We start from the raw sequence: 24,274 nt of genomic DNA, 5'->3' as shown, positions 1-24,274 counted from the left end.
TGCGGGCGGCGCGAGCTCGTCTGTCGGACACGGCATCCCAGAGCACCACCATCTCGGGTCAGCGCTGATCCCTCCAACCGACCCCCACGAAACCCCTGGAGACGAACCCATGAACGACAAGTCCTTCGACACGGACAACCCGGTCTTCCGCGCGGCTCTAGCGCGCGGTCTCGTCAGCCGTCGTTCGGCGATGATGGGCGCCGCCGGAGTGAGCGCTGCCGCCTTCCTCGCGGCCTGCGGCTCGTCCGGCAAGAACCCCGCGACGGGAGGCGGCGCCTCCGGGACCGTCGCACCCGCCAAGACGGCGGCGGCCGCGCAGGACATGTCCGACACGGAGAAGGTCGTCAACTGGTCGAACTGGACCGAGTACATCGACACGAGCGACGACGGCAAGTCGCGTCCGTCGCTCGACGCCTTCCAGAAGAAGACCGGCATCAAGGTCACCTACACCGAGGACTACCTCGACAACGACGAGTTCTACGCCAAGGTGCGCCCGCTCCTCGAGGGCGGCAAGGACACCGGCCGTGACGTCTGGTGCAGCACCGACTGGATGGTCGCACGACTCATCCGCCAGGGCTACGTCCAGAAGCTCGACCTCGCCAACATCCCGAACGCCGGCAACCTGGACGACTCCCTGAAGAACGTCGAGTTCGACCCGGGCCGGCTCTACTCGCTCCCGTGGCAGAGCGGCTTCGCCGGGATCGGCTACAACCTCAAGGCGACCGGCGGCAAGAAGATCGAGTCGATCACCCAGCTGCTCACCGACCCTGCCCTCAAGGGCAAGGTCACCCTGCTCACCGAGATGCGCGACACCGTGGGCCTCGTGATGATGGAGCAGGGCAAGAAGATCGACTCGTTCACGGACGCCGACTTCCAGGCCGCGATCGACATGATCCAGCAGGCCAAGGACTCCGGGCAGATCCTCCGGTTCACCGGCAACGAGTACACCGAGGGTCTCGCCAAGGGCGACATCGCCGCCTGCGTGGCCTGGACCGGCGACGTCGTCCAGCTCCAGTTCGACGACCCGAACATCCAGTACGCCCTGCCGGAGAAGGGCTTCACGCTCTGGTCCGACAACTTCGTCATCCCGGCGCTCGCCAAGCACAAGAAGAACGCCGAGAAGCTCATCGACTACTACTACGACCCGGCCGTCATGGCGCAGGTCGCCGCCTTCGTCAACTACATCGCCCCGGTCAAGGGCACGGCGGAGGAGCTGGTGAAGATCGACCCCGAGCTCGGCAAGAACCCGCTCATCGTGCCGACGGCCGACGTGCTGTCGCGGGCGCAGGTCTTCCGCGGCCTCAGCACGGTCGAGGAGACGAAGTACAACAAGCTCTTCTCCGCGCTGACGACGGCATGAGCGAGCAGCAGGGAAAGGGTGACCTCAGCCTCGTCGCCCTCACGAAGTCCTTCGCCACCTTCACGGCCGTCCACCCGCTCGACCTGACCGTCCCGCAGGGCTCGTTCTTCGCCCTGCTGGGGCCGTCGGGCTGCGGCAAGACGACGACGCTGCGGATGATCGCGGGTCTCGAGGAGCCCACCGACGGGCGCATCCGCATCGGCGACGCCGACATCACCGACACCAAGGCCTACCAGCGCAACGTCAACACGGTCTTCCAGAGCTACGCGCTCTTCCCGCACATGAGCGTGCTCGACAACGTGATGTTCGGGCTGCGGCGGCGTGGTGACAAGGATGCCAAGGCCAAGGCCGACGAGGTGCTCGAGCTCGTGCAGCTGGGACAGGTGGCGAGCAAGAAGCCGACCCAGCTCTCGGGCGGCATGCAGCAGCGCGTGGCGCTCGCCCGTGCGCTGGTCAACCGGCCGGACGTCCTGCTCCTCGACGAGCCGCTCGGTGCACTCGACCTCAAGCTGCGTCGGCAGATGCAGATCGAGCTCAAGCGCATCCAGCAGGAGGTCGGGCTGACCTTCATCCACGTCACCCACGACCAGGAGGAGGCCATGACCATGGCCGACTCCATCGCGGTGATGAACGCGGGCCGCCTCGAGCAGCTCGGGGACCCGGCGACGCTCTACGAACAGCCGCGGTCGACGTTCGTGGCCAACTTCCTCGGGCAGTCCAACCTGCTGCGGGCCACGGTCAACCCGGGAGGCACCGACCACGTCGTCACGGTCCGCGCCCACGACGCCGACCTCGAGGTCTCGCGTGAGCACCTGCCCGACGGCGTCCGCGACGTCTGGCTCGGCGTGCGACCCGAGAAGCTGCGCCTCGGCGAGGAGGGCGGTCCCAACCACCTGCGCGGCATCGTGCGCGACGTGTCGTTCAGCGGCGTCGCCACGCAGTACTCCGTGCAGATGCCCTGGGGGCAGGAGCTCATCGTCGTGCAGCAGAACGACGGCACGGCACGAGCGGCCCTCGGGGAGACCGTCACCGTCTCGTGGGCGGCCCAGCACGGCTTCGCCCTCGACGCGTCGCAGGACGCCGAGGCCGGGGCCGAGCTGGTGGACGACCATGGCTGAGGCGGCCGTCCTCTCGACAGGCTCCGCGGCGCCCCCGTCGAGGCGCCGGCGCAACTGGGTGCCCTACGCCCTGCTGCTGCCCGGTCTGCTGTGGCTCGTCGTCTTCTTCGTCCTGCCGATGGTGACCCTCGGGTCGCAGTCGCTCCAGGAGGGCAACGTCGACGACGGCTACACCTTCACCGGCAACGTCGGCATCTACGTCGACGCCCTGAAGCAGTACTGGCCGCAGTACGTGCGCTCGTTCCTCTACGCGGGCACGGCCACCGTGCTCGCCCTCCTGCTCGGCTACCCCCTGGCGTACTTCATCGCGCAGAAGGCCGGGCGCTACAAGAACCTCGTGCTCGTGCTCGTCATCGCGCCGTTCTTCACGAGTTTCCTCATCCGGACGCTGGCGTGGCGCACGATCCTCTCCGACGACTGGTTCGTCACGACGTGGGCGCAGAAGCTGCACATCACCGACCTGCTCCAGGCCGTGGGCCTCACGGCCAACGACTCGCTCCTCAACTCGAAGTTCGCCGTCATCATGGGCCTGACCTACAACTTCCTGCCCTTCATGATCCTGCCGCTCTACACCTCGCTCGAGCGCCTCGACCCACGGCTCATCGAGGCGGCGGGCGACCTCTACGCCTCACCGTGGCAGACCTTCCGCAAGGTCACCTGGCCGCTGTCGCTGCCGGGCGTCGTGGCCGGCACGCTGCTCACCTTCATCCCCGCGGCCGGCGACTTCATCAACGCCCGCCTGCTCGGCAACACCCAGACGACGATGATCGGCTCGGTCATCGACAGCCAGTTCCTCCGGGTGCTCGACTACCCGCTGGCCGCCGCGCTGTCGTTCATCCTGCTCATCCTCATCGTCGCCATGGTCTCGGTCTACGTGCGCCGAGCCGGAACCGAGGAGCTGCTCTGATGGCCTGGATCAAGCGACACCTCATCGCCTTCGCCGCGATCGCGGTGCTCATCTACATGCTCGTGCCCAACGTGATCGTGGCGGCCTTCTCGTTCAACGACCCCAAGGGCAAGTACAACTACAACTTCAACGAGTTCTCGACCGCCGCCTGGACCAACCCGTGCGGGGCGCAGGGGATCTGCGAGTCGCTCGGGCTCAGCCTGCAGATCGGCGTCATCGCGTCGCTGACGGCGACCGTGCTCGGGACGATGATCGCCTTCGCGCTCGGCCGCTACCGCTTCCGCGGGCGGTCGGCGACGAACCTGCTGATCTTCATGCCGATGGCCACCCCCGAGGTCGTCATGGGATCGAGCCTGCTCACGCTCTTCCTCATGCTCGGCGTGCCGTCGGGGCGCACGGCCATCCTCATCGCGCACATCATGTTCTGCGTGTCCTTCGTCGTCGTGGCCGTCAAGGCCAGGGTGGCCACGCTCGACCCCAAGCTCGAGGAGGCTGCGGCGGACCTGGGGGCCAACCCCGCCCAGACCTTCCTGCGCGTGACCCTGCCGCTCGCGGCCCCCGGCATCGCGGCAGGCGCCCTGCTCGCCTTCTCGCTGAGCTTCGACGACTACATCATCACCAACTTCAACGCGAGCCCGAGCTCGATCACCTTCCCGATGTACGTCTGGGGGGCCTCGGCCCGTGGCGTGCCCGTGCAGGTCTACGTCATCGGGACGCTGATGTTCCTGCTCGCGCTCGTGGTCGTCCTCACGGGGCAGCTCATCTCCAGCCGACGCAACCGACAGGTGGCCTGATCCCCGATGCGTGTCCTCATGATCGGCTCCGGCGGGGTCGGTGACGCCGCCGCGCGTATCGCCGCCGAGCGTGGCTTCTTCGAGCGCTGGGTCGTCGCCGACTACGACGTGTCGCGTGCCGAGCGCACGGTCGCAGCCGTCGCCGGACGCCACCCGGGGGAGTCGCGCTTCGTCGCGGCCCGGGTCGACGCCTCGTCGGCCGAGGCCGTGACGGCGCTGGCCCGCGAGCACGCGGCGACGCACGTCTTCAACGCCGTCGACCCGAAGTTCGACATGCCGATCTTCAACGGCGCCAAGGCTGCCGGGGCCGACTACCTCGACATGGCGATGAGCCTGTCGCAGCGTCATCCCGAGCAGCCCTACGAGAAGGTCGGCGTCATGCTCGGCGACGAGCAGTTCGCCGTGGCGGGGGAGTGGGAGGCCGACGGTCGCCTCGCGCTCGTCGGGATCGGTGTCGAGCCGGGACTATCCGACGTCTTCGCCCGCTACGCCGCCGACCACCTCTTCAGCGAGATCGACGAGCTCGGCACCCGCGACGGCGCCAACCTCGTCGTCCACGACGACGACGGCAACGAGGTCTTCGCCCCGAGCTTCTCGATGTGGACGACGATCGAGGAGTGCCTCAACCCGCCCGTCGTGTGGGAGAAGGACCGCGGGTGGTTCACGACCGCGCCCTTCAGCGAGCCAGAGGTCTTCGACTTCCCGGAGGACATCGGGCCGGTCGAGTGCGTCAACGTCGAGCACGAGGAGGTGCTCCTCATGCCGCGCTGGGTCGACGCCAGGCGGGTCACCTTCAAGTACGGCCTCGGCGAGGAGTTCATCACCATCCTCAAGGTGCTGGGCACGCTCGGCCTCGACCGCACCGAGCCCATCTCGGTCAAGGGCGTCCAGGTCTCGCCCCGTGACGTCGTCGCTGCGGCCCTGCCGGACCCCGCGACGATCGGCCCCCGGATGACGGGCAAGACGTGCGCGGGTCTCTTCGTCACGGGCACCGGCAAGGACGGTCGGCCGAGACGGACCTACCTCTACCACGTCGTCGACAACGCCGAGACGATGGCGGGCTACGACGCCCAGTGCGTCGTGTGGCAGACGGCGGTCAACCCCGTCGTCGCCCTCGAGCTGCTGGCCCGGGGCACGTGGAAGGGCGCCGGCGTGCTCGGCCCCGAGGCGTTCGACGCCGTGCCGTTCCTCGACCTGCTCGCGGCGCCGAAGCCCGAGGGCTACGGCTCTCCGTGGGGCATCGACGAGCGCTGAGCCCACTCGGACGGACAGGGGCCCGACACGGGCCACGACGACAGGAATAGGGTTTCAGGCATGGCAGCGGTGACGCAGAAGTCAGTGATCGACTCGGTGCCCAAGGGCCTGCTCATCGGCGGGCGGTGGCGCGACGGCAGCGACGGGCAGACCATCGCGGTCGACGACCCCTCGAGCGGCCGGGTGCTGACCCACGTCGCGGCGGCCTCGGTCGCCGACGGCCGGGCCGCCCTCGACGCCGCCGTGGCGGCGCAGGCCGACTGGGCCCGCACGGCGCCGCGCGACCGTGGCGAGCTGCTGCGGGCGGCATACGAGAAGATCACCGAGCGCGCGGAGGAGTTCGCGATGCTCATGACGCTCGAGATGGGCAAGACGCTCGCCGAGAGCCGCGGCGAGGTCGCCTACGGCGCCGAGTTCTTCCGGTGGTTCTCCGAGGAGGCCGTGCGCATCTCGGGTCGCTGGTCGACCGCCCCCAACGGGGCCACCCGGCTCATGACGATGAAGCAGCCCGTCGGCCCGACGCTCATGATCACGCCGTGGAACTTCCCACTCGCGATGGGCACCCGCAAGATCGGCCCGGCCATCGCGGCCGGCTGCACCATGGTCGTCAAGCCGGCCAGCCAGACGCCCCTGACGATGCTCGCCCTGGCCGACCTGCTCCGCGAGTGCGGGCTGCCCGACGGCGTGCTCAACGTCGTCATGACGACCCACGCGACGACGGGCGAGGTCATGGAGCCGCTCATCCGCGACCCGCGCCTGCGCAAGCTGACCTTCACCGGCTCGACCCCCGTGGGTCGCTCGCTCATGGAGCAGGCCTCGCAGGGCATCCTCCGCGTCTCGATGGAGCTCGGCGGCAACGCGCCCTTCCTCGTCTTCGAGGACGCCGACGTCGACAAGGCCGTCGACGGCGCGATGCTCGCCAAGATGCGCAACATGGGCGAGGCGTGCACGGCCGCCAACCGCTTCTACGTCCACGAGTCGCTGGCCGACGAGTTCAGCGCGAAGCTGGCCCGCCGGATGGGCGCGCTGACGCTCGGCAAGGGCACGAAGAAGGGCGTCGACGTCGGCCCGCTCGTCGACGAGAAGGCCCGTGACAAGGTGTCGGCCCTCGTCGACGACGCCGTCGCCAAGGGGGCGAAGGTCCTCGTCGGCGGCTCGGCACCGAAGGGCGCCGGCTGGTTCTACAGCCCGACCGTCCTCGCCGACGTGCCGACCGACGCCGACATGGCGCGCGAGGAGATCTTCGGTCCCGTCGCGCCCGTCACGACCTTCCGCACCGACGCCGAGGCGATCCGCCTCGCCAACGACACCGAGTACGGCCTCGTCGCCTACCTCTTCACCCGGGACCTCTCGCGGGCCATCACGATGAGCGAGGCGCTCGAGTACGGCATGGTGGGCGTCAACCAGGGCATCGTCTCCAATCCTGCGGCTCCCTTCGGCGGCGTCAAGGCGTCCGGCGTCGGGCGTGAGGGCGGCTTCGAGGGCATCGAGGAGTACCTCGAGACGAAGTACGTCGGCATCGCGCTCTGACGCCGTCGGGCGCGGCCCGCGCGCCCTGAGGACATTCGCCGAACCGGCCCGGCTCGTGGGCACCCTGTGGTGCAATCTGCGCATGGTGACACCAGCCGGCCCCCGCGACGCGGGATCCCTGCGTCCGCTCGGCGCCCTGCTCAGCGAGACGGACGACGTGCTCCGACGAGGGTCCCCGGCCGGGGCCCGCGTCTGGTCGACGGGCTTCCCGGCCCTCGACACCGTCCTGACCGGCGGCTTCCGCTCCGGTGAGCTCGTCCTGCTCGGCGGGCCGGCCGGCCACGGCAAGACGACGATCGGGCTCCAGCTGGCCCGCAACGTCGTCGCCGCCGGCGCCAGCGCCCTCGTCCTGTCCTACGAGCACGAGAGCCACACGCTGCTCGAGCGGCTCATCTCGATGGAGGCCGCCGAGGGCGACGCCGGCGAGGTGGCCGGGGTCATCGACGTGCGTCGTGCGCTCGAGACGGCCGACCACGGCGGCTCGCTCGGCTCGGTCCTCGGCAGCCTCCCCGGCGGCGAGCGGGCCCTCGCGGCGCTCGGAAGCTACGGCGACCGGCTCCAGATCCACGAGTCGTCCGGCGCGACGACGACGCTCGCCACGATCGGCGAGACGGTCGACCGCGTCACCGAGGCCACGGGCCAGGCGCCCTTCGTGCTGCTCGACTACATCCAGAAGGTGCCCGCCGACCGTGCCGAGGAGGACGAGCGGATCACCGCGGTCGCCGAGGGGCTCAAGGACCTCGCGCTTGCCGCGCGCGTGCCCGTCGTCGCCATCTCGGCCGCCGACAAGGAGGCGCTCGCCGCCGGCCACCGGATGCGCACGCACGACCTGCGAGGCTCGTCGGCGCTCGCCTTCGAGGCCGACGTCGTGCTCATCGTCAACGACAAGGTCGACGTCGTCTCGCGCGAGCACCTCGTCTACAACCTCGGCAACATCCAGCGCTTCCGCGGCTGGTCGGTCGTCAGCGTCGAGAAGAACCGCCACGGCAAGGCCCACGTCGAGCTCGAGTTCGCCAAGGACTTCGAGCACGGCCGCTTCCACACGGAGGGCCAGGAGGTCACCGAGCGGCTCATCGACGACCGGGTCTTCGTCTCCTGAGCCGTCCCACCGATGGCGTATGCCGTCCCGTGGCGTCCGCGCGCCCGCGCCGTCTCGCGCGGGGTGGCGTGCCGGCACAGGCCGGCCCTGCGTCCGGCCGCTAGCGGGTGATGACGGTGACGTGGAGGTCGTCGCGCTCGTCGGCGACCTGCTCGAGGATCTCCACGACGGTGTCGTAGGCGCCGCGGTCACGCTCGCGCAGGGCTGCGGCGTGGTCCCAGACGAGCTCGACGGGCACGCCTCGCGCGCCGTCGAGGTCGCGCAGCGCGTCGAGCAGGGCGTCCCAGTTGTGCCCGAACCAGTCGGGCAGGTCGAGACCTGATGCGAAGGCGTCGAGCACTCCGGCCTTGTCGTCCCCGCCCGAGACGACGCGCACGTCGTGGCCGAGCCAGACGAGCTGCGCGATGTGGTCGTCGGCCTCGCTGTGCCGGCCCAGGAACGTCGTCACGTGCCCTCCCTGATGCGGCTGAACGACGCGTAGTGGTCGTCGGTCCAGTATCGCTCGCCGCTGCTGCCGGTGATGATGCGGCGTGCACCGCGATCAGCGGATCCCGGTGTGACGACGGTGAACTCGCGGTAGTAGCCGCTCGTGTGGGGTGGCAGCAGGCGCTCGCGGTTGGCGAAGCTCCGGTTGTCGCTGCGGGGGTAGGGGAACGGGCCGCCGGCGCGGATCAGGGCCAGCGTCTCGCGGGCCTGGGTGGGCAGGGCCGACTCGTCGACCCACGGCAGCCCCGAGACGGGGTCGGTCCCGTCGGTCCCGCCGGTCGCGTCGGTGCCGCCGGCGGACGGCCCGCTCGCCGTGGTGTCGCGGGCCGAGGGTCCGGCGGGTGTGGCCGGCCCCTGCGCGGCGCGCACGACGACCCAGGCCAGCACGACGAGGGCCACGGCGAGCACGCCGAGGAGGACCTGGCGCGAGCCGAGCGTCTTCACGTCGTCATCATGCCCGAGGAGGGAATGGCCGAATCCTCTGACGGCGGCGCGCCGCTGGGGGAGACTGCCGGTCGTGAGCCTTCTACGCGGCCTCTTCGGGGAGCGGGGCGGTCGGCGTGACGAACCGCCACCCGCGGTCGTGGCGCGCGACGTGGGCCACCGGGTCTTCGTCGAGCGCCGACCCGAGCAGGTCTGGCCGCACCTCGTCGCCCCCGCGCCGGGGGCCGAGCTCGGCGTCGACTGCGTGCGGGTGCTCGCCCTGCGGGCCTCGGGCCCTGCCGGGCTGCCCGAGTTCGCCGGCGTCTGGCGGCGGTCCAACGGCCGGCTCTGGGTGGGGCTCAGCACCGTCGTCGCCGTCGAGCACGGGGTCCAGGTCGTGTCCCGGTCGGCGGACGGCGCGACGGCGCTCACCCTGACGACGACGGTGGAGCCGCTCGACGACGGCTGCGTCGTCGCCCAGCGGCTCGACGGCCTCGCGCCCACCGACCCCGTGGCGGAGTTCGCCCGGGCCTGGATGGCGCGGGCACTGCTCGGGCTCAAGGCCGACGTCGAGGGGACGCCCCGCAGCCGGACGACCGACCCGACGTCCGACGGGCCGGTCGAGGACGCGATGGTGAGCGGCTTCGTCGGACACGGCGTCGCCACGGCCGGCGGTCCCGGAGTCCTGCCCGTGCACGAGACCGCCTCGATCGAGGTCGCCGTCGCCCCCGACCGGCTCCGGGAGCTGCTCGAGCAGCCGGCGTCCGAGCAGCTGCTCAAGCCCTCCCTCGAGCAGCTCGTGCGCCTCGAGCTCGCCGACGAGCCCGGACGCGAGCACGTGCTCGCCGTGCACCGCCACGACGACGGGCGACGGGCCGGCTCGGTCTCGCTCGTCGCCCCGGCGTCCGAGCCCGGACGGACCGTCGAGCGGGACCTGACCTCCTCCCACGAGGCCGACGTCGTCACGACGGTCGAGCCCTGCGAGGGGGGCGCCCGTCTCACCGAGACCTTCACCGGCTGGCTGCCCGCCGGGCCCGGACGCGTCGTCGACGGCTCCGGGATCGCGGCGCTGATGGCCACCCGCCTCGCCGTCGTCAAGAACCTCGCCGAGGCCGGCGTCGCCCCGCAGCGTGACCCGAGCACCGGCTTCCTGCCGCCGGGGCAGCTGCCGGACCTCCCGCCCCCGACCGGCGCGCCGACGCCCCACGCACCCGTGGCATCGCTCGGCCCGGCACCGGCCGCGCCTGCCGCGCCTGCCGCGCCTGCCGCGCCGACCGCGCCAGCCGCGCCAGGCGCCGCCCCAGCCGCGGGCGCCCGCCCGTCCGTCCCGTCGAGCGTCCTGCTCCCGCCCCCGCACGTCGCGGCGCCCGCCGCCGGCTACGACGTCGGGCCGTGGCAGCTGTGGACCGACGACGGTTTCTACGCCGCGAGCGAGGCCACGTGGTGGTGAGGTCGCCGGCGAGGACAGCAAGGACGATCAGGTCCGGCGTCGGCGCTCGGCGCTAGCGTCGGAGGATGCTCGAGACACCTGACGAGACAGCCGCGCTCCAGGACCTGCTCGACGCCTCGCACGCCAGGGCGTCCGGCCACCTGCGCAGCATCATCGACGACGACCGCACCCTCACCGCCGAGCAGCTCGTCGCGCTGCTCACCGGCATGAAGGTGCTCTCCGTGGCCACCGTCACGGCGGCGGGCGAGCCGCGCATCAGCGCCCTCGACGGCCACTTCCTCCACGGCACGTGGACGTTCAGCACCGCAGGCACGTCGGCCAAGGCGAAGCACCTCGAGACGCGCCCGGCGGTCAGCGTCGCCCACGTCGACGGGGAGGACCTCGCCCTCTTCAGCCACGGGTACGCCGACCTCATGCCCCCGGGACCGGAGCGCGACGAGGTCGAGGCCCACTGGACCGCGCACTACGGCAGCAGCCCGTGGACCTGGGCCGACGACATCCGGATGTACCGCCTGCGCATGACCTGGGCCGTCGCCTACGCCTTCAAGCGCGACGAGCTGCTCCGGGCGAGGGGAGTGACCGCCTGACCCGCGGGGCCGCGGCCTGCGCGAGAATGCCGGGGTGACTGACACCTCGACGCGCCCCCGCCGCATCGTCCTGCTCGGCTCGACCGGCTCGATCGGCACGCAGGCCATCGACCTCGTCCAGCGCAACCGCGACCGCTTCGAGGTCGTCGGGCTCTCCGCCGGCGCCAACCTCGACCTCGTCGCAGAGCAGGCCGTCGCGCTCCGCGTCCCCGTCGTGGCCGTGGCGAGCGGGACGCAGGACGACCTCGCCGCGGCGCTCGCGCGCGCTTGCGACGCGGCGGGCGTGACGGCATACGACCCCGAGCTGCTCGTCGGCCCGGAGGCCAGCACGACGCTCGCCGCCCGCGAGGCCGACCTCATCGTCAACGGCATCACGGGTGCCATCGGCCTCGAGCCGACGCTGGCCGCGCTGCGCGCCGGCACGACGCTCGCGCTCGCCAACAAGGAGTCGCTCATCATCGGCGGCCCACTCGTCAAGGCGCTCGCGGCCCCCGGCCAGATCGTGCCCGTCGACAGCGAGCACTCCGCGATCGCCCAGTGCCTGCGCGGGGGCACCGCCGACGAGGTGCGTCGGCTCGTCGTCACCGCCAGCGGTGGCCCGTTCCGCGGCCGGTCGCGCGCCGCGCTCGCGGACGTCACGCCCGAGCAGGCCCTCGCGCACCCCAACTTCTCGATGGGCCGCGTCATCACGACGAACTCCGCCACGCTCGTCAACAAGGGGCTCGAGGTCATCGAGGCCCACCTGCTCTTCGACATCCCCTTCGACCGCATCGACGTCGTCGTCCACCCGCAGCAGATGATCCACTCGATGGTCGAGTTCGTCGACGGCTCGACGATCGCCCAGGCCGGCCCGCCGCGGATGCTCGTGCCGATCGCCCTCGGGATGAGCTGGCCCGAGCGCATCGCCGACGCCGACGTCCCCGTCGACTGGACGCGTGCACAGTCGTGGGAGTTCGAGCCGCTCGACGACGACGCCTTCCCCGCGGTCGCCCTCGCCCGCCGGGTGGGGGAGGTCGGGGGCACGTGGCCGGCCGTCTACAACGCCGCCAACGAGGTCGCGGTCGACGCCTTCCACGAGGGCCGCATCGGCTTCGTCGACATCGTCGACACCGTGGCGCACGTCGTGGACGCGTATGCCGCCGAGCCGGCCTCCCGGGTCACCGACCTCACGCTCGACGACGTCCTCGCCGCCGACGCCTGGGCGAGGGACCAGGCCCGCAGGATGGTCCCCACCCCCTGACCGCCGGTTCGATGTATCTGCGCGGGCTCTTGCGTGCGCTGGTACATCGACCCGGAGGGGGGATCCGCGTCAGGCGGCACGGCGCTGCAGGAGGCCGCGCTCGACCTGCTCGAGGAAGCGGTCGGTCTCGAGGCGGAAGCCGATGACGTCGATCCGGAGGACGCGCTCGCCGGAGAGGGTGACGTCGTTCTGCCTCAGGTTGTCGCCGGTGACGGCGGCTCCCCAGCGGTGCTGTGCGCCGTCGATCTCGACGACGAGGTCGTAGTCGTCCCAGGCGACGTCGAGGTAGATGCGCCCGCCCGGCGTCTGGCGCACGACCTGGCGAGACGGCTCGGGCAGTCCGCGGCTCCGGCACTGGCGCGCGAAGTCGAGCTCGCCGAGGCTCTGCACACCGAAGGCGATGTCGCGCACGACGGCACGGATGAACGCCCTCCGTGTGCGCCCGCGGACGAGGCGCTGCGCCGCGGCGAGCCGGCGTGGGGTCGTCAGCCGTTGCTGGACGGTCATCAGCAGGATCAGGGCGGCCTGACGGTCGGAGCTCGCCCAGTGGGCGGCGCGGACCGCCGCCACCGCCGGACGGGTCCGCGCGAGACCGGCGAGGACGAGCTCGCCGCTCACGCGACGGATCACCTTGTGGACCACGACGCCGGGAAGCCGCTCGGTGTTGTGGTTGTGCACCGCCGAGACGTGGATCCGGTCGTCGACGAAGCCGGTGAGCCCGGCGTGCTGGAGTGCCGTCACGCCGTCGACCGCGGCGATCGTGACCCCCGTCTCGAAGACCGCTGACCACCGGCGCGCCACGACACCCAAGGAGCCGTTGTGCACGGCCACCGTCTGGTGCCCGTGCGCGCGCCAGCGGCCGGCGTCCACCTCGTAGCGGACGTCGTGCCGGCTGATGCCCGCGGCCGCGAGCGTCGCCCTGGACACCACGCCATCCGCTGGCTCGGCGAGCTCTGCCGCCAGGCGGCGGCGTGCCTCTCTCTCCACCGAACCACCATCGAGCCATCGCCGGGTCGCCGTCCGCCCCGGCCCCCCCGGCTGTGGACGACCGAGGTCCGTCGGCAGGGGCTGTGGACGCGTCCCGGATCGATGTATCCGCGCGGCCTGGAGCGTGCGCTGATACATCGACTCGGGTTTGGTGGGGGGTCGATGTGACAATGGAGGGGTGCTGTTCTTCCTAGGGGTCCTGGTCGTCGTCGTCGGTGTGGCGCTCAGCATCGCGCTGCACGAGATCGGCCACCTCGTGCCGGCCAAGAAGTTCGGGGTCAAGGTGACCCAGTACATGGTCGGCTTCGGCCCGACGGTCTGGTCGCGCCAGCGGGGCGAGACCGAGTACGGCATCAAGGCGATCCCGCTCGGCGGCTACGTCCGCATGATCGGCATGCTCCCGCCGCGCCCCGGTGACAAGCCGGGCGAGCTGCGCACCCTCTCGACCGGCCGCTTCAGCCAGATGGTCGACCAGGCGCGCGCGGACTCGATGGAGGAGGTCAAGCCCGGCGACGAGGACCGCGTCTTCTACAAGCTGAGCCCCGGCAAGAAGATCGTCATCATGCTCGGTGGGCCGGTCATGAACCTCATCATCGCGTTCGTCCTCATCACCGGCGTCATCACGCTCTACGGCCTGCCGCAGGTGGCCCCCAAGGTCGGGCTCCTCTCGGCGTGCGTGCCGACGACCGCCCCGACGTTGCAGGTGCCGCAGCCCGAGTGCAAGCCCGGCGACCCCGTCGCGCCGGCCAAGGCCGCGGGACTGCAGGAGCGCGACCGCATCCTCTCCGTCGACGGCAAGGCGGTCAGCACGTGGGACCAGGTGACCGCGGCCATCCGCGACAGCAAGGGTGCCACGATGTCGTGGGTCGTCGAGCGCGGCGGCCAGCAGGTCACCATCTCGATCACGCCGGCGGTCCTCGAGCGTGCCACCTACGACGACCAGGGCAACCCGGTCGCCAAGGACGGCAAGCCCGTCCTCGCCTCGATGGGCTTCGCGGGCATCACACCGGGCCAGGAGCTCGTCCGCACCCCGGTCGCCCAGGCGCCCGGCTTCGTCTGGGACCGCCTCGTCGACACCGCCTCGATCATCGTCAAGATCCCCGAGAAGATGACGGGCGTCGTCCAGGCCGCCTTCGGCACGCAGGAGCGCGACCCCAACGGGCCCATCTCGGTCGTCGGCGTGGGCCGCATCGGCGGCGAGGTCGCGGCCCTCGACATCCCGGCCGACGAGGGCGGCAACTGGGTCAAGCTCGCCCAGCTGATCCTGCTCATCGCCTCGCTCAACCTCGCGCTCTTCGTCTTCAACCTCATCCCGCTGCTGCCGCTCGACGGCGGTCACGTCGCCGGGGCCCTCTGGGAGGCCGTCAAGCGGGGCTGGGCGCGCCTGCGCCATCGCCCCGACCCCGGCTTCGTCGACGTCGCCAAGGGGCTGCCCATCGCCTACGGCATGAGCCTCGTGCTCATCACCATGTCGGTGCTGCTCATCTACGCCGACATCGTCAAGCCGATCAAGCTCTTCGGCTGAGCCGGGTACGCCCCGGCGCCGGGCGCCGGGGCCCGCCGGACGGCATACGCACCCGGGTCGTGGCCCCTGGGGGCCGGGAGTGTCACCTCCCCGGCTCCCGGCCCGGTGGGGCGGGACATAATGGCGACATGAGCGTCTCCCTCGGTATGCCGCCCCTGCCCCCACCGGTCCTCGCCCCGCGGCGCCAGACCCGCCAGATCCAGGTCGGCAAGGTCGGTGTCGGGAGCGACTTCCCGGTGTCCGTGCAGTCGATGACGACGACGCCGACGACCGACATCAACGCGACGCTCCAGCAGATCGCCGAGCTGACGGCCTCCGGCTGCGACATCGTGCGCGTGGCCTGCCCGAGCCAGGACGACGCCGATGCGCTGCCCGCGATCGCCCGCAAGAGCCAGATCCCGGTCATCGCCGACATCCACTTCCAGCCGAAGTACGTCTACGCGGCCATCGACGCCGGCTGTGCGGCCGTGCGCGTCAACCCCGGCAACATCCGCCAGTTCGACGACCAGGTCAAGGAGATCGCGCGCGCGGCCAAGGACGCCGGCGTCTCCATCCGCATCGGCGTCAACGCCGGCAGCCTCGACAAGCGGATCATGGAGAAGTACGGCAAGGCGACGCCCGAGGCGCTCGTCGAGTCGGCCGTCTGGGAGGCGAGCCTCTTCGAGGAGCACGACTTCCACGACTTCAAGATCTCGGTCAAGCACAACGACCCCGTCATCATGGTGCGCGCCTACGAGCTGCTCGCCGAGCGCGGCGACTGGCCCCTGCACCTCGGTGTCACCGAGGCCGGCCCCGCCTTCCAGGGCACGATCAAGTCGGCCACGGCCTTCGGCGCGCTGCTCTCGCGCGGCATCGGCGACACGATCCGCGTCTCCCTCTCGGCCCCGCCGGTCGAGGAGGTCAAGGTCGGCATCCAGATCCTCCAGAGCCTCAACCTACGCCCGCGCAAGCTCGAGATCGTCTCGTGCCCGTCGTGCGGCCGCGCCCAGGTCGACGTCTACACGCTCGCCGACCAGGTGACCGCCGGCCTCGAGGGCATGACCGTGCCGCTGCGCGTCGCCGTCATGGGCTGCGTCGTCAACGGCCCGGGGGAGGCCCGCGAGGCCGACCTCGGTGTCGCGTCCGGCAACGGCAAGGGCCAGATCTTCGTCAAGGGTGAGGTCATCAAGACCGTGCCCGAGGCGCAGATCGTCGAGACGCTCATCGAGGAGGCCATGCGTCTCGCCGAGGAGATGGGCGAGCCGGTCGACGAGGAGTCGGCCGGAGCCCCGAGCGTCACCGTCAGCTGAGGTGCGTCCGCCCGTTCCCTCGACCCCGAGTGGAGCCGGGGACGAGCCACGCCCGAGCTCGCGAGGGCCCGGCACGTCACTCCGGTATGCCGTCCTGCGGGACCTCGCCGACCGTGTCGTCGCGCTGCGGCCGGGTGAGCGCGTGGCCGTGGCCGTCGACGGGTTCGACGGCGCCGGCAAGACGGTCCTTGCCGACCAGCTCGCCGAGGTGACCGGGACGGTCGACGGCGCCAGGGACGTCCTCCGGGTCTCGATCGACGGCTTCCACCGGCCGAGGGCCCAGCGCATCGCGCGGGGTCGCGGGCCCGAGACGTTCTACGAGGACTCCTACGACTACGCCGCGTTCCGGCGCGCGGTGATCGAGCCGTTCCGTGCGGGCCGCCCCGTCACCCCCGCGGTCAACGACGTCGACGCCGACCGGCCGGTGCACCCGGACCCCGTGGCTGTCGGGCCCGACACGGTCCTCCTCGTCGACGGGATCTTCCTCCAGCGTCCTGAGCTCGCCGACGTCTGGGACGGCGCGGTGTGGGTCGACGTGCCCTTCGCCGTGTCCGTGCCACGCGGCAACGCTCGCTTCGGAGAGGGCCACGACCCTGACCCGGAGGCGGAGGCGAACCGCCGCTACGTCGGCGGACAGCGGCTCTACCTCGCGGCGGCCGACCCGCGGGCCTGCGCGACCTGGGTGCTCGACAACACCGACCTCGAGCGGCCCGTCCTCGGCACCGGACGCTGAGAGCCGGCCCGGCACCGCCGTCACCGGGTCGTGACGGGTTCGTGAGGCGCGCCGGGGTGACACCCGGCCCGCGGGCGGGCACTCTTGGGAGGTGCTCCGCCAACGCCTCCCCGTGCGACCGCTGTCGGTGGCCGACCACGACGCCGCCCTCGAGGTGTGCGCGCGTGACCGGGTGGCCAACGCCTTCGTCGCCGCCCGCATCGCCGAGGGATCGCTGCGCACGTCCCCGGGCGCCCTCCTCGGGCACTGGGGCGACGGAGAGCTGCGCGGCCTCGCGTGGGTCAGTGCCAACGTCGTGCCCGTCGAGCTCGACGACGACGGCGTCGCGGCCGTCGCGTCGCGGATCAGCAGGATGCGCCGTCAGTGCGCCTCGATCTTCGGACCGAGCGGACAGGTCGTCGGCCTGTGGGACCGGCTCGGCCCGACGTGGGGGCCCGTTCGCGCCATCCGCACCCACCAGCCGCTGCTGACGACGCGCACGCGTCCGTCGGCTCTCGGCATGACCCTCGACCCCGGCGTCCGGCCGGCCCGACTCGACGAGGTCGACCTCGTCCTGCCGGCGGCGGCGCACATGTTCACCGAGGAGATCGGCTACCCGCCCTACTTCGGCTCCGACCGCGGCTACCGGGCGAGCATCGCGGCCCTCATCCGCAACGGCCACACCTTCGTGAAGGTCGAGGACGGCGAGGTCGTCTTCAAGGCCGACGTCGGCTCACTCGCGCTCGGCTGCGCCCAGGTCCAGGGCGTGTGGCTCCACCCTCGGCTCCGGGGACAGGGGCTCTCGGTGCCCGCGATGGCGAGCGTCGTCGAGCAGGTGCTGTCGGGCCTGGCCGACGAGGTGTCGCTCTACGTCAACGACTTCAACGTCGCGGCCCGGGCGACGTACGAGCGCTGCGGCTTCCGCGAGGTCGGGTCGTTCACCACGGTGCTGCTCTAGCGTCCTCGGGCGCCCGGCCTAGGGTGGGCTCATGAAGACCGCGACGAACGCCCCGCTCGGCAAGGACGCCATCGCCCTGGCCGGCCTCTTCCTCACCTCGGGGACGATGCACTTCGTCAAGCCGGAGCCCTTCGAGGCGATGGTGCCGAAGCAGCTGCCGTCGCGTCGGGCGCTCGTGTATGCGTCCGGCGCCCTCGAGATCGCTTGCGCGGTAGGGCTCTTCATCCCTCGCACGCGCCGCGTGGCCGGTCTCGCGTCCGCAGCCCTCCTCGTCGCGGTCTTCCCGGCGAACGTCACGATGACGGGCCAGGCCAAGCGCCGGCTCGACCGCAAGCCGGACGACGCGAAGCGGCAGGGCTACCTCGCCGCGACGGTCGCGCGGCTGCCCCTCCAGTGGCCGATGATCCGCACGGCGCTGCGCGCCGGGGGAGTGGTGCGCTGAGGCGTCAGGCTCGCTCACCGAAGGCGATGCTGATGCTGTCACCGACGCGGCGGTAGCCCATCGCCCCGTAGATGGCGTTCGACGTGGGGTTGGCGAGGTCGGTGTAGAGCATGCAGGCCTCGCCCGCGTCGAGACGGGCGGCACTGAGGGCTGCCACGACGCCGCTCGCGTAGCCGTGCCCGCGCAGCTCCGGCGGGGTCCACACGCCCGAGATGCGGGTGACCCCGCCGCTGGCGGGGGAGGCGTACGCCATCGACACCGTGCGCCCGGCGTCCTCCCAGAGACCGACCCGCCCGTCCGCGACGTGTCGGTCGAGCGACGGGACGACCCGACCCTGGCCCTCGATCGCGTCGACGAACTGCTGGTGCCAGGGGTCGACGAGCTCGATGTCGGTGCCGTCCGCGAGCCGAAAGGACCCGCTCACCACGAACGGCACGTGCGGACGGGCGGGCAGGTCGTAGCGACCCACCTCCATGGCGACCCTCGACGTCGCTCCCGTGCGCGCGACCCACTCGGCGGCGAACGCCTCGGCCGGTCCTCGCTGGCCGCCGACGCCGGGCAGCGCGTCGTCCTGGTCCGCGAGCAGCGCTGCGAGGTCACGCGCCTCGTCGACGGTGGCGAGCGCGATGTGCACCGGGTGGGGAGGCGTGTGCATGACGGCGCCGACGACCTCACCCGACGCGTCAGTGACCGCCCACCAGCGCGGCCCGGCATAGCGGCTCGGGTCGGCGACGAGACCCTCCGTCACGCTCGCGATGACGCTGAGCGCCTCGGGTTCGCGCGCCACGAGGTCCGCGAAGCGCGCCCGTGCCGCGGCGGCGTCGGTGACGAGCGTGAAGGTGGAGGAGGAGCGCGGCATACGGCAACTCTCGCAAAGCACGCCCGGTGACCGCGACCGGATTCCGGAGTGGCCCGGGCCGTGGACGTGTCAGACGTGGGCGAGGACCTCGGCGTGGGTCATCGCGAACCACGCGTCGGGGTGCGTCGACCAGTCCTGCCAGGCGGCACTGATCTCCGCGAGCTCGTCGGCCGTCGCGAGCCCGCGCTCGAGGGCCTGCGTCGCGAAGGTCGACTCGAGCGTGCGCCGCGCCCACGCGCGGCCCCACCAGGCGCACTGCTCGGGCGTCGTGTAGCTCCACAGCGAGGCCGACGGCGTGAGCCGGGGGAGACCGGCGGCGTGCGCCCAGGCGACGAGGTGGCGGCCGGCATCCGGCTCGGCGTGGTTGAGACGCGCGAGACGACGGTAGAGCTCGAGCCAGCGGGTCATCGCCTCGGAGGCGGGATGCCACACCATCGAGGCGTAGTCGACGTCGCGCACCGCGACGAGGCCGCCGGGACGCGCGACCCGCGCCATCTCGCGCAGGGCACCCACGGGGTCGGTGAGGTGCTGGAGCACCTGGTGCGCGTGGACGACGTCGAAGGACGCGGCGGCATACGGGAGTGCCATGACGTCGGCGCGCTCGAACCGGGTGCGCTCGTCACCCCGCGCTGCGGCGTGGCCGCGAGCCCGCTCGAGGGGCCCGTCGACGTTCTCGATGCCGACGACCTCGCCCGAGGGGCCGACGGCGGCGGCGAGGTCGAGCGTGATGGTGCCGGGCCCGCAGCCGACGTCGAGGACCCGTAGGCCGTCGCGCAGGTGGGGGAGCAGGTAGGCCGCCGAGTCGGCGGCGGTACGCGCGCCGTGGGAGGCGAGCACGCTCGCCTGGTGACCGTGGAGGTAGACGTCCGCCATGGCGCGACGCTACGCCTCGAGCGTGGTGCACGGCTTCGGCGTCCACGCACGACGAAGGCCCGCCCCAGGACGGGGCGGGCCTTCACCGAGGTGGTTGACCGAACGGTCTCAGCTCACTTGGTGAGCGGGGCCAGCGTCGGGTCGTTCGCGTAGGCCTCGGCTGCGTTCTCCTTGGTCACGATGACCGGGGGAAGCAGGTTGGCCGGGACGACCTTGACACCGTTGTTGTAGGACTTGGTGTCGTTGACCGTCGGGGCCTGGCCCTTCTGGAGGGCGGAGACCATGGCGATGGTCTCCTTGACGAGGTTGCGGGTGTCCTTGTTGATCGTGGAGTACTGCTCACCCGCCATGATCGACTTGACCGACTCGACCTCGGAGTCCTGGCCGGTCACGATCGGCACGGGCTTGCCGGCCGCCTTGACCGACGTGATGATCGCGCGGGCCAGCGTGTCGTTGGGCGACAGGACGCCGTCGAGCGCCGCGCTCGTGTAGTTGGCCGCGAGGAGCGTGTCCATGCGCTTCTGGGCGTTCTCGGCCTTCCAGCCCTGGGTGACGACCTGGTTGAAGTCCTTCTGGCCGGACGTGACCTTCAGGGTGCCGTCGTCGATCTTCGGCTGGAGCACCTTCATGGCGCCGTCGAAGAAGACCTGGGCGTTCGCGTCGTCGGGCGAGCCGGCGAAGAGCTCGATGTTGTACGGGCCGTTCGGCTTCTTCTTGGCCATGCCGTCGAGCAGGGCCTGGCCCTGCAGCTCGCCGACCTTGAAGTTGTCGTAGGCGACGTAGTAGTCCACGGCCGCGGTGTTCTTCACGAGACGGTCGTAGGCGATGACCGTCGCGCCGGCGTCCTTGGCGGCCTTGAGCTGGGTGCCCAGCTGCGAGCCGTCGATGGCGCCGACGACGATGACCTTCGCGCCCTTGGTGACCATGGCCTGGATCTGGTTCTGCTGCTCCGACACGCCGCCGTTGGCGAACTGCACGTCGCCCTGGAAGCCGGCTGCCGACAGGCCGTCCTTGAACAGCTGCTCGGCGAGCACCCAGTTCTCCGACGTCTTCTGCGGCAGGGCGACGCCGATGACCGCGTTGGCGGGGAAGCCCGCCGCAGCGGATCCGCCGTTCGATGCGCCCGGCGTCGTGCCGGTGTCGCTGCTCCGACCGCAACCGGTCAGAACAAGGGCGGCCACAGCCGTGACGCCCAGCACCTTGGTGAAGGTACGCATGTGCTCTCTTTCCTCTCATCGCGTCCGGGCGGAGCGCGGATCCATCTCGGTCGCGGGCGGGCGCCCTGACCGGGTCTTTGGTGGGTCTTGGGTGGGTCTCAGGAGGGTCCTGGTCGGGCGAGCCGCAGGCTCAGCTGGACTGACGGATGGTCTCGGAGACGGGGGTCGTCTCGGTGGCCGCGGAGGGCGGGGGCGGGGCGGCCGAGTCGTCGTCGGTGCCGCCGCGTCGGAAGTTGCGGGTCAGCATCCCGAGGAGCGAGACCCGGCCCTGCGACTTGTTGTAGACGTCGAAGGCGACGGCGACGAGGAGCACGAGGCCCTTGATCATCTGCGTCGCGTCGGCGCCGATTCCCTTGAGCTGCAGGCCGTTGTTGAGCACGGCCATGACGAGGCCTCCGACGATGGAGCCGACGACGGTGCCGACACCGCCGGTGACGGCGGCGCCACCGATGAAGACGGCCGCGATGGCGTCGAGCTCCCAGCCGACACCGTCGGACGGGCCGGAGGCGGTCGAGCGCGCCACGAAGATCATGCCGGCCAGTGCCGCCAGGATCGACATGTTCATCATGACGAGGAAGTTGACCTTCTTGCTCTTCACGCCGGACAGCTCGGCCGCGTGGCGGTTGCCACCGACGGCGTAGATGTGGCGGCCGATCACGGTGCGGTTGGAGATGAAGCCGTAGAGCAGGACGAGGACGGCCAGGATGATGCCGGAGATCGGGAAGGACGTGCCGGGGCGGCCGGAGCCGAAGAGCAGCGTCGCACCGATGATCGCGGCGCAGATGAGGGCGAGCCGCACCCACATGACCCAGGCGTCCTCGACCTCGGCACCGAGCTTGACGAGGGCGCGACGGCTGCGGAGGCTGCCGACGACGATCCCGACGGCGAGCAGCAGGCCGATGAGGACGGTGAGGTTGTTGTAGCCGGTGTCGGGCCCGACCTCGGGGAGGTAGCCGCCGCCGATGACCTGGAAGTCCTCGGAGACCGGCACCGAGTTGGACTTGCCGACGTACTGGTTCGCGCCGCGGAAGAGGAGCATGCCCGACAGCGTCACGATGAAGGCGGGGATGCCGACGTAGGCCGTCCACAGACCCTGCCAGGCACCCACGAGGGCGCCGATGGCGAGGCCGAAGATGATGCCCATCCACCAGCTGAGGCCCCAGTCGCGCATCGCGATGGCCACGCAGATGCCGACGAACGCCGCGACGGAGCCCACGGAGAGGTCGATGTGGCCGGCGATGATGACGAGCACCATGCCGATGGCGAGCACGAGGATGTAGGAGTTCTGCTGGAAGATGTTGATGACGTTGTCCGGCGTGAGCGTCAGCCCGCCGGTCCAGATCTGGAAGAAGATGATCAGCGCCACGAGGGCGAAGATCATGCCGAGCTGACGGGTGTCGCCACCGAAGATCTTCTTGACCTTGTCCATGGGTGCAGTCCTGGCTGTGTCGGGTGTGGATGGGGGAGGTGTCGGGTCCGGCGTCGCGGCGCCGGTCACGCGCTCTCGCGCGTGGTCGCCTGGGAGCCGCCGTGGGTGCGCCGGGTCATGAGTCGCATCAGCGACTCCTGGTCGGCCTCCTCACGGGACAGCACGCCGGTGACCGCGCCCTCGGCGATCGTGTAGATGCGGTCGGACAGGCCGATCAGCTCGGGGAGCTCCGACGAGACGAGGATGACGCCCTTGCCCTCGGAGGCCATCTTCTGGATGATCCCGTAGATCTCGAACTTGGCGCCGACGTCGATGCCGCGCGTCGGCTCGTCGAGGATGAGCAGGTCGGGCTCGGTGAAGAGCCACTTGGCCAGCACGACCTTCTGCTGGTTGCCTCCGGAGAGCTTCGAGACTCCCTCGTCCACGTTGGGGGCCTTGGTGCGCAAGGACTTCCGGTAGGACTCGGCGAAGTTGTACTCCTCACGCTCGTCGACGACGAAGCCGCGCGTGATCCGCGAGAGCCGTGCCGAGACGGTCGTGCGCTTGATGTCGTCGAGGAGGTTGAGGCCGAGCGTCTTGCGGTCCTCGGTGACGTAGGCGAGGCCGGCGTCGATGGCGTCCGAGACGGTCCGCAGCCGCAGCTCCTTGCCGTCCTTGACGATCGTGCCCTCGACGTAGGTGCCGTAGGAGCGACCGAAGAGGCTGCGCATGAGCTCGGTGCGGCCGGCACCCATGAGGCCGGCGAAGCCGACGATCTCGCCGCGGCGGACGAAGAAGTCGCTGTGCTTGGCCACGAGCCGGTCGGGGACGCTCGGGTGGCGCACCGTCCAGTCGCGCACCTCGAAGAAGACCTCGCCGATCTCGGGGGTGTGGTCCGGGAAACGGGACTCGAGGTCGCGACCGACCATGCCGCGGATGATGCGGTTCTCGTCGACGCCGTCCTCCTTGACGCGGAGGGTCTCGATCGACTTGCCGTCGCGGATGATGGTGATGGAGTCGGCGATCTGCTCGATCTCGTTGAGCTTGTGGCTGATCATGATGCAGGTGACGCCCTTGGAGCGCAGGCCCGCGATGAGGTCGAGCAGGTGCTGGGAGTCGCCCTCGTTGAGCGCGGCGGTCGGCTCGTCGAGGATGAGCAGCTTGACGTCCTTGGACAGCGCCTTGGCGATCTCGACGAGCTGCTGCTTGCCGACGCCGATGTCGCGGATCTTCGTGTCCGGCTCCTCCTCGAGGCCGACGCGGGCCAGCAGCTCGCGCGCCTTGACGCGGGTGGAGAGCCAGTTGATGACGCCGCTCTTGGCCGTCTCGTTGCCGAGGAAGATGTTCTCGGCGATCGACATCTCCGGGATGAGCGCGAGCTCCTGGTGGATGATGACGATGCCGGCGTGCTCGCTGTCGCGGATGTTGTTGAACTCGCACAGCTGGCCCTCGAAGTGGATCTCACCGTCGTAGGTGCCCGCGGGGTGGACGCCGGAGAGCACCTTCATGAGGGTCGACTTGCCGGCGCCGTTCTCTCCGCAGATCGCGTGGACCTCTCCGCGGCGGACGGCCATGGAGACGTTCGAGAGCGCCTTGACGCCGGGGAACTCCTTGGTGATGTCCCGCATCTCGAGGATGACGCTGCCGGCCGGGTTCGCGGGGGCGGCCGCGGCTCCGGTGCTGTCCGCACCCGAGGATCCAGGAGCCGGGATGGAGGGGTCGCTCATCTGGTCGTCAACACTCCTTTGTGGTGTTC

At 71.0% G+C, this 24,274-nt stretch carries 23 protein-coding genes; 15 read left to right on the top strand and 8 right to left on the bottom strand.

All coding sequences use genetic code 11. From position 1 onward, the window contains the following. Positions 1 to 109: 109 nt before the first annotated feature. The 7 genes from ACSSS0_RS02935 to ACSSS0_RS02905 all read left to right on the top strand — a co-directional run bounded on the left by ACSSS0_RS02935 (position 110) and on the right by ACSSS0_RS02905 (position 8,062). A complete protein-coding gene (locus tag ACSSS0_RS02935; protein ID WP_487229999.1) occupies positions 110 to 1,360 on the top strand; it encodes a polyamine ABC transporter substrate-binding protein in 1,251 nt (416 codons plus the stop codon). Further along, positions 1,357 to 2,478: an ABC transporter ATP-binding protein gene (locus tag ACSSS0_RS02930; protein ID WP_487229998.1), complete on the top strand. Its 1,122-nt coding sequence runs from the start codon at positions 1,357 to 1,359 to the stop codon at positions 2,476 to 2,478. The genes ACSSS0_RS02935 and ACSSS0_RS02930 overlap by 4 nt, the downstream gene beginning before the upstream one ends. Next, positions 2,471 to 3,385, top strand: coding sequence for an ABC transporter permease (locus tag ACSSS0_RS02925; protein WP_435985394.1), 915 nt, complete (start codon positions 2,471 to 2,473; stop codon positions 3,383 to 3,385). Before ACSSS0_RS02930 ends, ACSSS0_RS02925 begins: the two co-directional genes overlap by 8 nt. Continuing rightward, entirely contained in the window at positions 3,385 to 4,179 is a 795-nt protein-coding gene (locus ACSSS0_RS02920; protein WP_435985395.1) for an ABC transporter permease, read from the top strand. Before ACSSS0_RS02925 ends, ACSSS0_RS02920 begins: the two co-directional genes overlap by 1 nt. A gap of 6 nt (positions 4,180 to 4,185) precedes the next feature. Next, positions 4,186 to 5,433 (top strand): saccharopine dehydrogenase family protein, encoded by a 1,248-nt coding sequence (locus ACSSS0_RS02915; RefSeq protein WP_487229997.1) that lies wholly within the window; start codon positions 4,186 to 4,188, stop codon positions 5,431 to 5,433. Positions 5,434 to 5,493: 60 nt separating this feature from the next. Beyond that, positions 5,494 to 6,963, top strand: a complete 1,470-nt coding sequence (locus tag ACSSS0_RS02910) for an NAD-dependent succinate-semialdehyde dehydrogenase (RefSeq protein WP_435985397.1) — start codon at positions 5,494 to 5,496, stop codon at positions 6,961 to 6,963. Between the two features lie 82 nt (positions 6,964 to 7,045). After that, positions 7,046 to 8,062, top strand: a complete 1,017-nt coding sequence (locus tag ACSSS0_RS02905) for a DnaB-like helicase C-terminal domain-containing protein (protein ID WP_487229996.1) — start codon at positions 7,046 to 7,048, stop codon at positions 8,060 to 8,062. Positions 8,063 to 8,162: 100 nt separating this feature from the next. On the opposite strand, the gene ACSSS0_RS02900 is transcribed toward ACSSS0_RS02905, so the two are convergent. Both ACSSS0_RS02900 and ACSSS0_RS02895 read right to left on the bottom strand, forming a co-directional pair. Beyond that, on the bottom strand, positions 8,163 to 8,510 hold the full coding sequence (locus ACSSS0_RS02900; RefSeq protein ID WP_487229995.1) for a barstar family protein: 348 nt from the start codon (positions 8,508 to 8,510) through the stop codon (positions 8,163 to 8,165). Further along, positions 8,507 to 8,992, bottom strand: a complete 486-nt coding sequence (locus ACSSS0_RS02895; RefSeq protein ID WP_487229994.1) for a guanyl-specific ribonuclease — start codon at positions 8,990 to 8,992, stop codon at positions 8,507 to 8,509. Before ACSSS0_RS02895 ends, ACSSS0_RS02900 begins: the two co-directional genes overlap by 4 nt. Positions 8,993 to 9,065: 73 nt before the next feature. Here ACSSS0_RS02895 and ACSSS0_RS02890 point away from each other — a divergent pair, with 73 nt between their 5' ends. The 3 genes from ACSSS0_RS02890 to dxr all read left to right on the top strand — a co-directional run bounded on the left by ACSSS0_RS02890 (position 9,066) and on the right by dxr (position 12,248). After that, the gene (locus ACSSS0_RS02890) at positions 9,066 to 10,421 is read left to right on the top strand and encodes a hypothetical protein (RefSeq protein WP_487229993.1); all 1,356 of its coding nucleotides are present in this window, start codon (positions 9,066 to 9,068) and stop codon (positions 10,419 to 10,421) included. Positions 10,422 to 10,486: 65 nt separating this feature from the next. Continuing rightward, positions 10,487 to 11,008, top strand: a complete 522-nt coding sequence (locus ACSSS0_RS02885; RefSeq protein ID WP_435985402.1) for a pyridoxamine 5'-phosphate oxidase family protein — start codon at positions 10,487 to 10,489, stop codon at positions 11,006 to 11,008. Positions 11,009 to 11,042: 34 nt separating this feature from the next. After that, positions 11,043 to 12,248, top strand: coding sequence for a 1-deoxy-D-xylulose-5-phosphate reductoisomerase (dxr, locus tag ACSSS0_RS02880; RefSeq protein ID WP_487229992.1), 1,206 nt, complete (start codon positions 11,043 to 11,045; stop codon positions 12,246 to 12,248). Between the two features lie 69 nt (positions 12,249 to 12,317). On the opposite strand, the gene ACSSS0_RS02875 is transcribed toward dxr, so the two are convergent. Then, positions 12,318 to 13,175 (bottom strand): hypothetical protein, encoded by an 858-nt coding sequence (locus ACSSS0_RS02875; protein WP_487229991.1) that lies wholly within the window; start codon positions 13,173 to 13,175, stop codon positions 12,318 to 12,320. Between the two features lie 238 nt (positions 13,176 to 13,413). Here ACSSS0_RS02875 and ACSSS0_RS02870 point away from each other — a divergent pair, with 238 nt between their 5' ends. The 5 genes from ACSSS0_RS02870 (at position 13,414) to ACSSS0_RS02850 (ending at position 18,161) form a co-directional block, all read left to right on the top strand. Continuing rightward, on the top strand, positions 13,414 to 14,760 hold the full coding sequence (locus ACSSS0_RS02870; RefSeq protein WP_487229990.1) for a M50 family metallopeptidase: 1,347 nt from the start codon (positions 13,414 to 13,416) through the stop codon (positions 14,758 to 14,760). A gap of 128 nt (positions 14,761 to 14,888) precedes the next feature. Beyond that, entirely contained in the window at positions 14,889 to 16,049 is a 1,161-nt protein-coding gene (gene ispG / locus ACSSS0_RS02865) for a flavodoxin-dependent (E)-4-hydroxy-3-methylbut-2-enyl-diphosphate synthase (protein ID WP_026863740.1), read from the top strand. Between the two features lies 1 nt (position 16,050). Continuing rightward, the gene (locus ACSSS0_RS02860; protein WP_487229989.1) at positions 16,051 to 16,782 is read left to right on the top strand and encodes a nucleoside/nucleotide kinase family protein; all 732 of its coding nucleotides are present in this window, start codon (positions 16,051 to 16,053) and stop codon (positions 16,780 to 16,782) included. Positions 16,783 to 16,873: 91 nt separating this feature from the next. After that, positions 16,874 to 17,719, top strand: a complete 846-nt coding sequence (locus tag ACSSS0_RS02855; RefSeq protein WP_435985407.1) for a GNAT family N-acetyltransferase — start codon at positions 16,874 to 16,876, stop codon at positions 17,717 to 17,719. Between the two features lie 31 nt (positions 17,720 to 17,750). Beyond that, positions 17,751 to 18,161, top strand: a complete 411-nt coding sequence (locus ACSSS0_RS02850; RefSeq protein ID WP_487229988.1) for a DoxX family protein — start codon at positions 17,751 to 17,753, stop codon at positions 18,159 to 18,161. Between the two features lie 4 nt (positions 18,162 to 18,165). Here ACSSS0_RS02850 and ACSSS0_RS02845 read toward each other — a convergent pair whose 3' ends face one another. From ACSSS0_RS02845 to mmsA, 5 genes are all read right to left on the bottom strand, one after another. After that, a complete protein-coding gene (locus ACSSS0_RS02845) occupies positions 18,166 to 19,020 on the bottom strand; it encodes a GNAT family N-acetyltransferase (protein ID WP_487229987.1) in 855 nt (284 codons plus the stop codon). A gap of 69 nt (positions 19,021 to 19,089) precedes the next feature. Beyond that, positions 19,090 to 19,893, bottom strand: coding sequence for a methyltransferase domain-containing protein (locus ACSSS0_RS02840; RefSeq protein WP_487229986.1), 804 nt, complete (start codon positions 19,891 to 19,893; stop codon positions 19,090 to 19,092). A 113-nt stretch (positions 19,894 to 20,006) separates the two neighbouring features. Continuing rightward, positions 20,007 to 21,110: a substrate-binding domain-containing protein gene (locus ACSSS0_RS02835; RefSeq protein WP_487229985.1), complete on the bottom strand. Its 1,104-nt coding sequence runs from the start codon at positions 21,108 to 21,110 to the stop codon at positions 20,007 to 20,009. 130 nt (positions 21,111 to 21,240) lie between these two features. Then, the gene (gene mmsB / locus ACSSS0_RS02830; protein ID WP_435985412.1) at positions 21,241 to 22,539 is read right to left on the bottom strand and encodes a multiple monosaccharide ABC transporter permease; all 1,299 of its coding nucleotides are present in this window, start codon (positions 22,537 to 22,539) and stop codon (positions 21,241 to 21,243) included. A 65-nt stretch (positions 22,540 to 22,604) separates the two neighbouring features. Continuing rightward, positions 22,605 to 24,146: a multiple monosaccharide ABC transporter ATP-binding protein gene (mmsA, locus tag ACSSS0_RS02825; protein WP_487231178.1), complete on the bottom strand. Its 1,542-nt coding sequence runs from the start codon at positions 24,144 to 24,146 to the stop codon at positions 22,605 to 22,607. Positions 24,147 to 24,274: the final 128 nt, after the last annotated feature.

Source organism: Terrabacter sp. R4-6 (assembly GCF_057529065.1).
This window is presented reverse-complemented; position numbering and strand designations above follow the sequence as displayed.

Bases quoted from the DNA above. Each gene is read 5' to 3' on its own strand.
- ACSSS0_RS02935 (WP_487229999.1), top strand. From the start codon at position 110: ATGAACGACAAGTCCTTCGACACGGACAACCCGGTCTTCCGCGCGGCT.
- ACSSS0_RS02850 (WP_487229988.1), top strand. From the start codon at position 17,751: ATGAAGACCGCGACGAACGCCCCGCTCGGCAAGGACGCCATCGCCCTG.
- ACSSS0_RS02925 (WP_435985394.1), top strand. From the start codon at position 2,471: ATGGCTGAGGCGGCCGTCCTCTCGACAGGCTCCGCGGCGCCCCCGTCG.
- ACSSS0_RS02915 (WP_487229997.1), top strand. From the start codon at position 4,186: ATGCGTGTCCTCATGATCGGCTCCGGCGGGGTCGGTGACGCCGCCGCG.
- ACSSS0_RS02845 (WP_487229987.1), bottom strand. From the start codon at position 19,020: ATGCCGCGCTCCTCCTCCACCTTCACGCTCGTCACCGACGCCGCCGCG.
- ispG (WP_026863740.1), top strand. From the start codon at position 14,889: ATGAGCGTCTCCCTCGGTATGCCGCCCCTGCCCCCACCGGTCCTCGCC.
- ACSSS0_RS02905 (WP_487229996.1), top strand. From the start codon at position 7,046: ATGGTGACACCAGCCGGCCCCCGCGACGCGGGATCCCTGCGTCCGCTC.
- ACSSS0_RS02835 (WP_487229985.1), bottom strand. From the start codon at position 21,110: ATGCGTACCTTCACCAAGGTGCTGGGCGTCACGGCTGTGGCCGCCCTT.
- ACSSS0_RS02930 (WP_487229998.1), top strand. From the start codon at position 1,357: ATGAGCGAGCAGCAGGGAAAGGGTGACCTCAGCCTCGTCGCCCTCACG.
- mmsA (WP_487231178.1), bottom strand. From the start codon at position 24,146: ATGCGGGACATCACCAAGGAGTTCCCCGGCGTCAAGGCGCTCTCGAAC.
- ACSSS0_RS02885 (WP_435985402.1), top strand. From the start codon at position 10,487: ATGCTCGAGACACCTGACGAGACAGCCGCGCTCCAGGACCTGCTCGAC.
- mmsB (WP_435985412.1), bottom strand. From the start codon at position 22,539: ATGGACAAGGTCAAGAAGATCTTCGGTGGCGACACCCGTCAGCTCGGC.
- ACSSS0_RS02920 (WP_435985395.1), top strand. From the start codon at position 3,385: ATGGCCTGGATCAAGCGACACCTCATCGCCTTCGCCGCGATCGCGGTG.
- ACSSS0_RS02840 (WP_487229986.1), bottom strand. From the start codon at position 19,893: ATGGCGGACGTCTACCTCCACGGTCACCAGGCGAGCGTGCTCGCCTCC.
- ACSSS0_RS02910 (WP_435985397.1), top strand. From the start codon at position 5,494: ATGGCAGCGGTGACGCAGAAGTCAGTGATCGACTCGGTGCCCAAGGGC.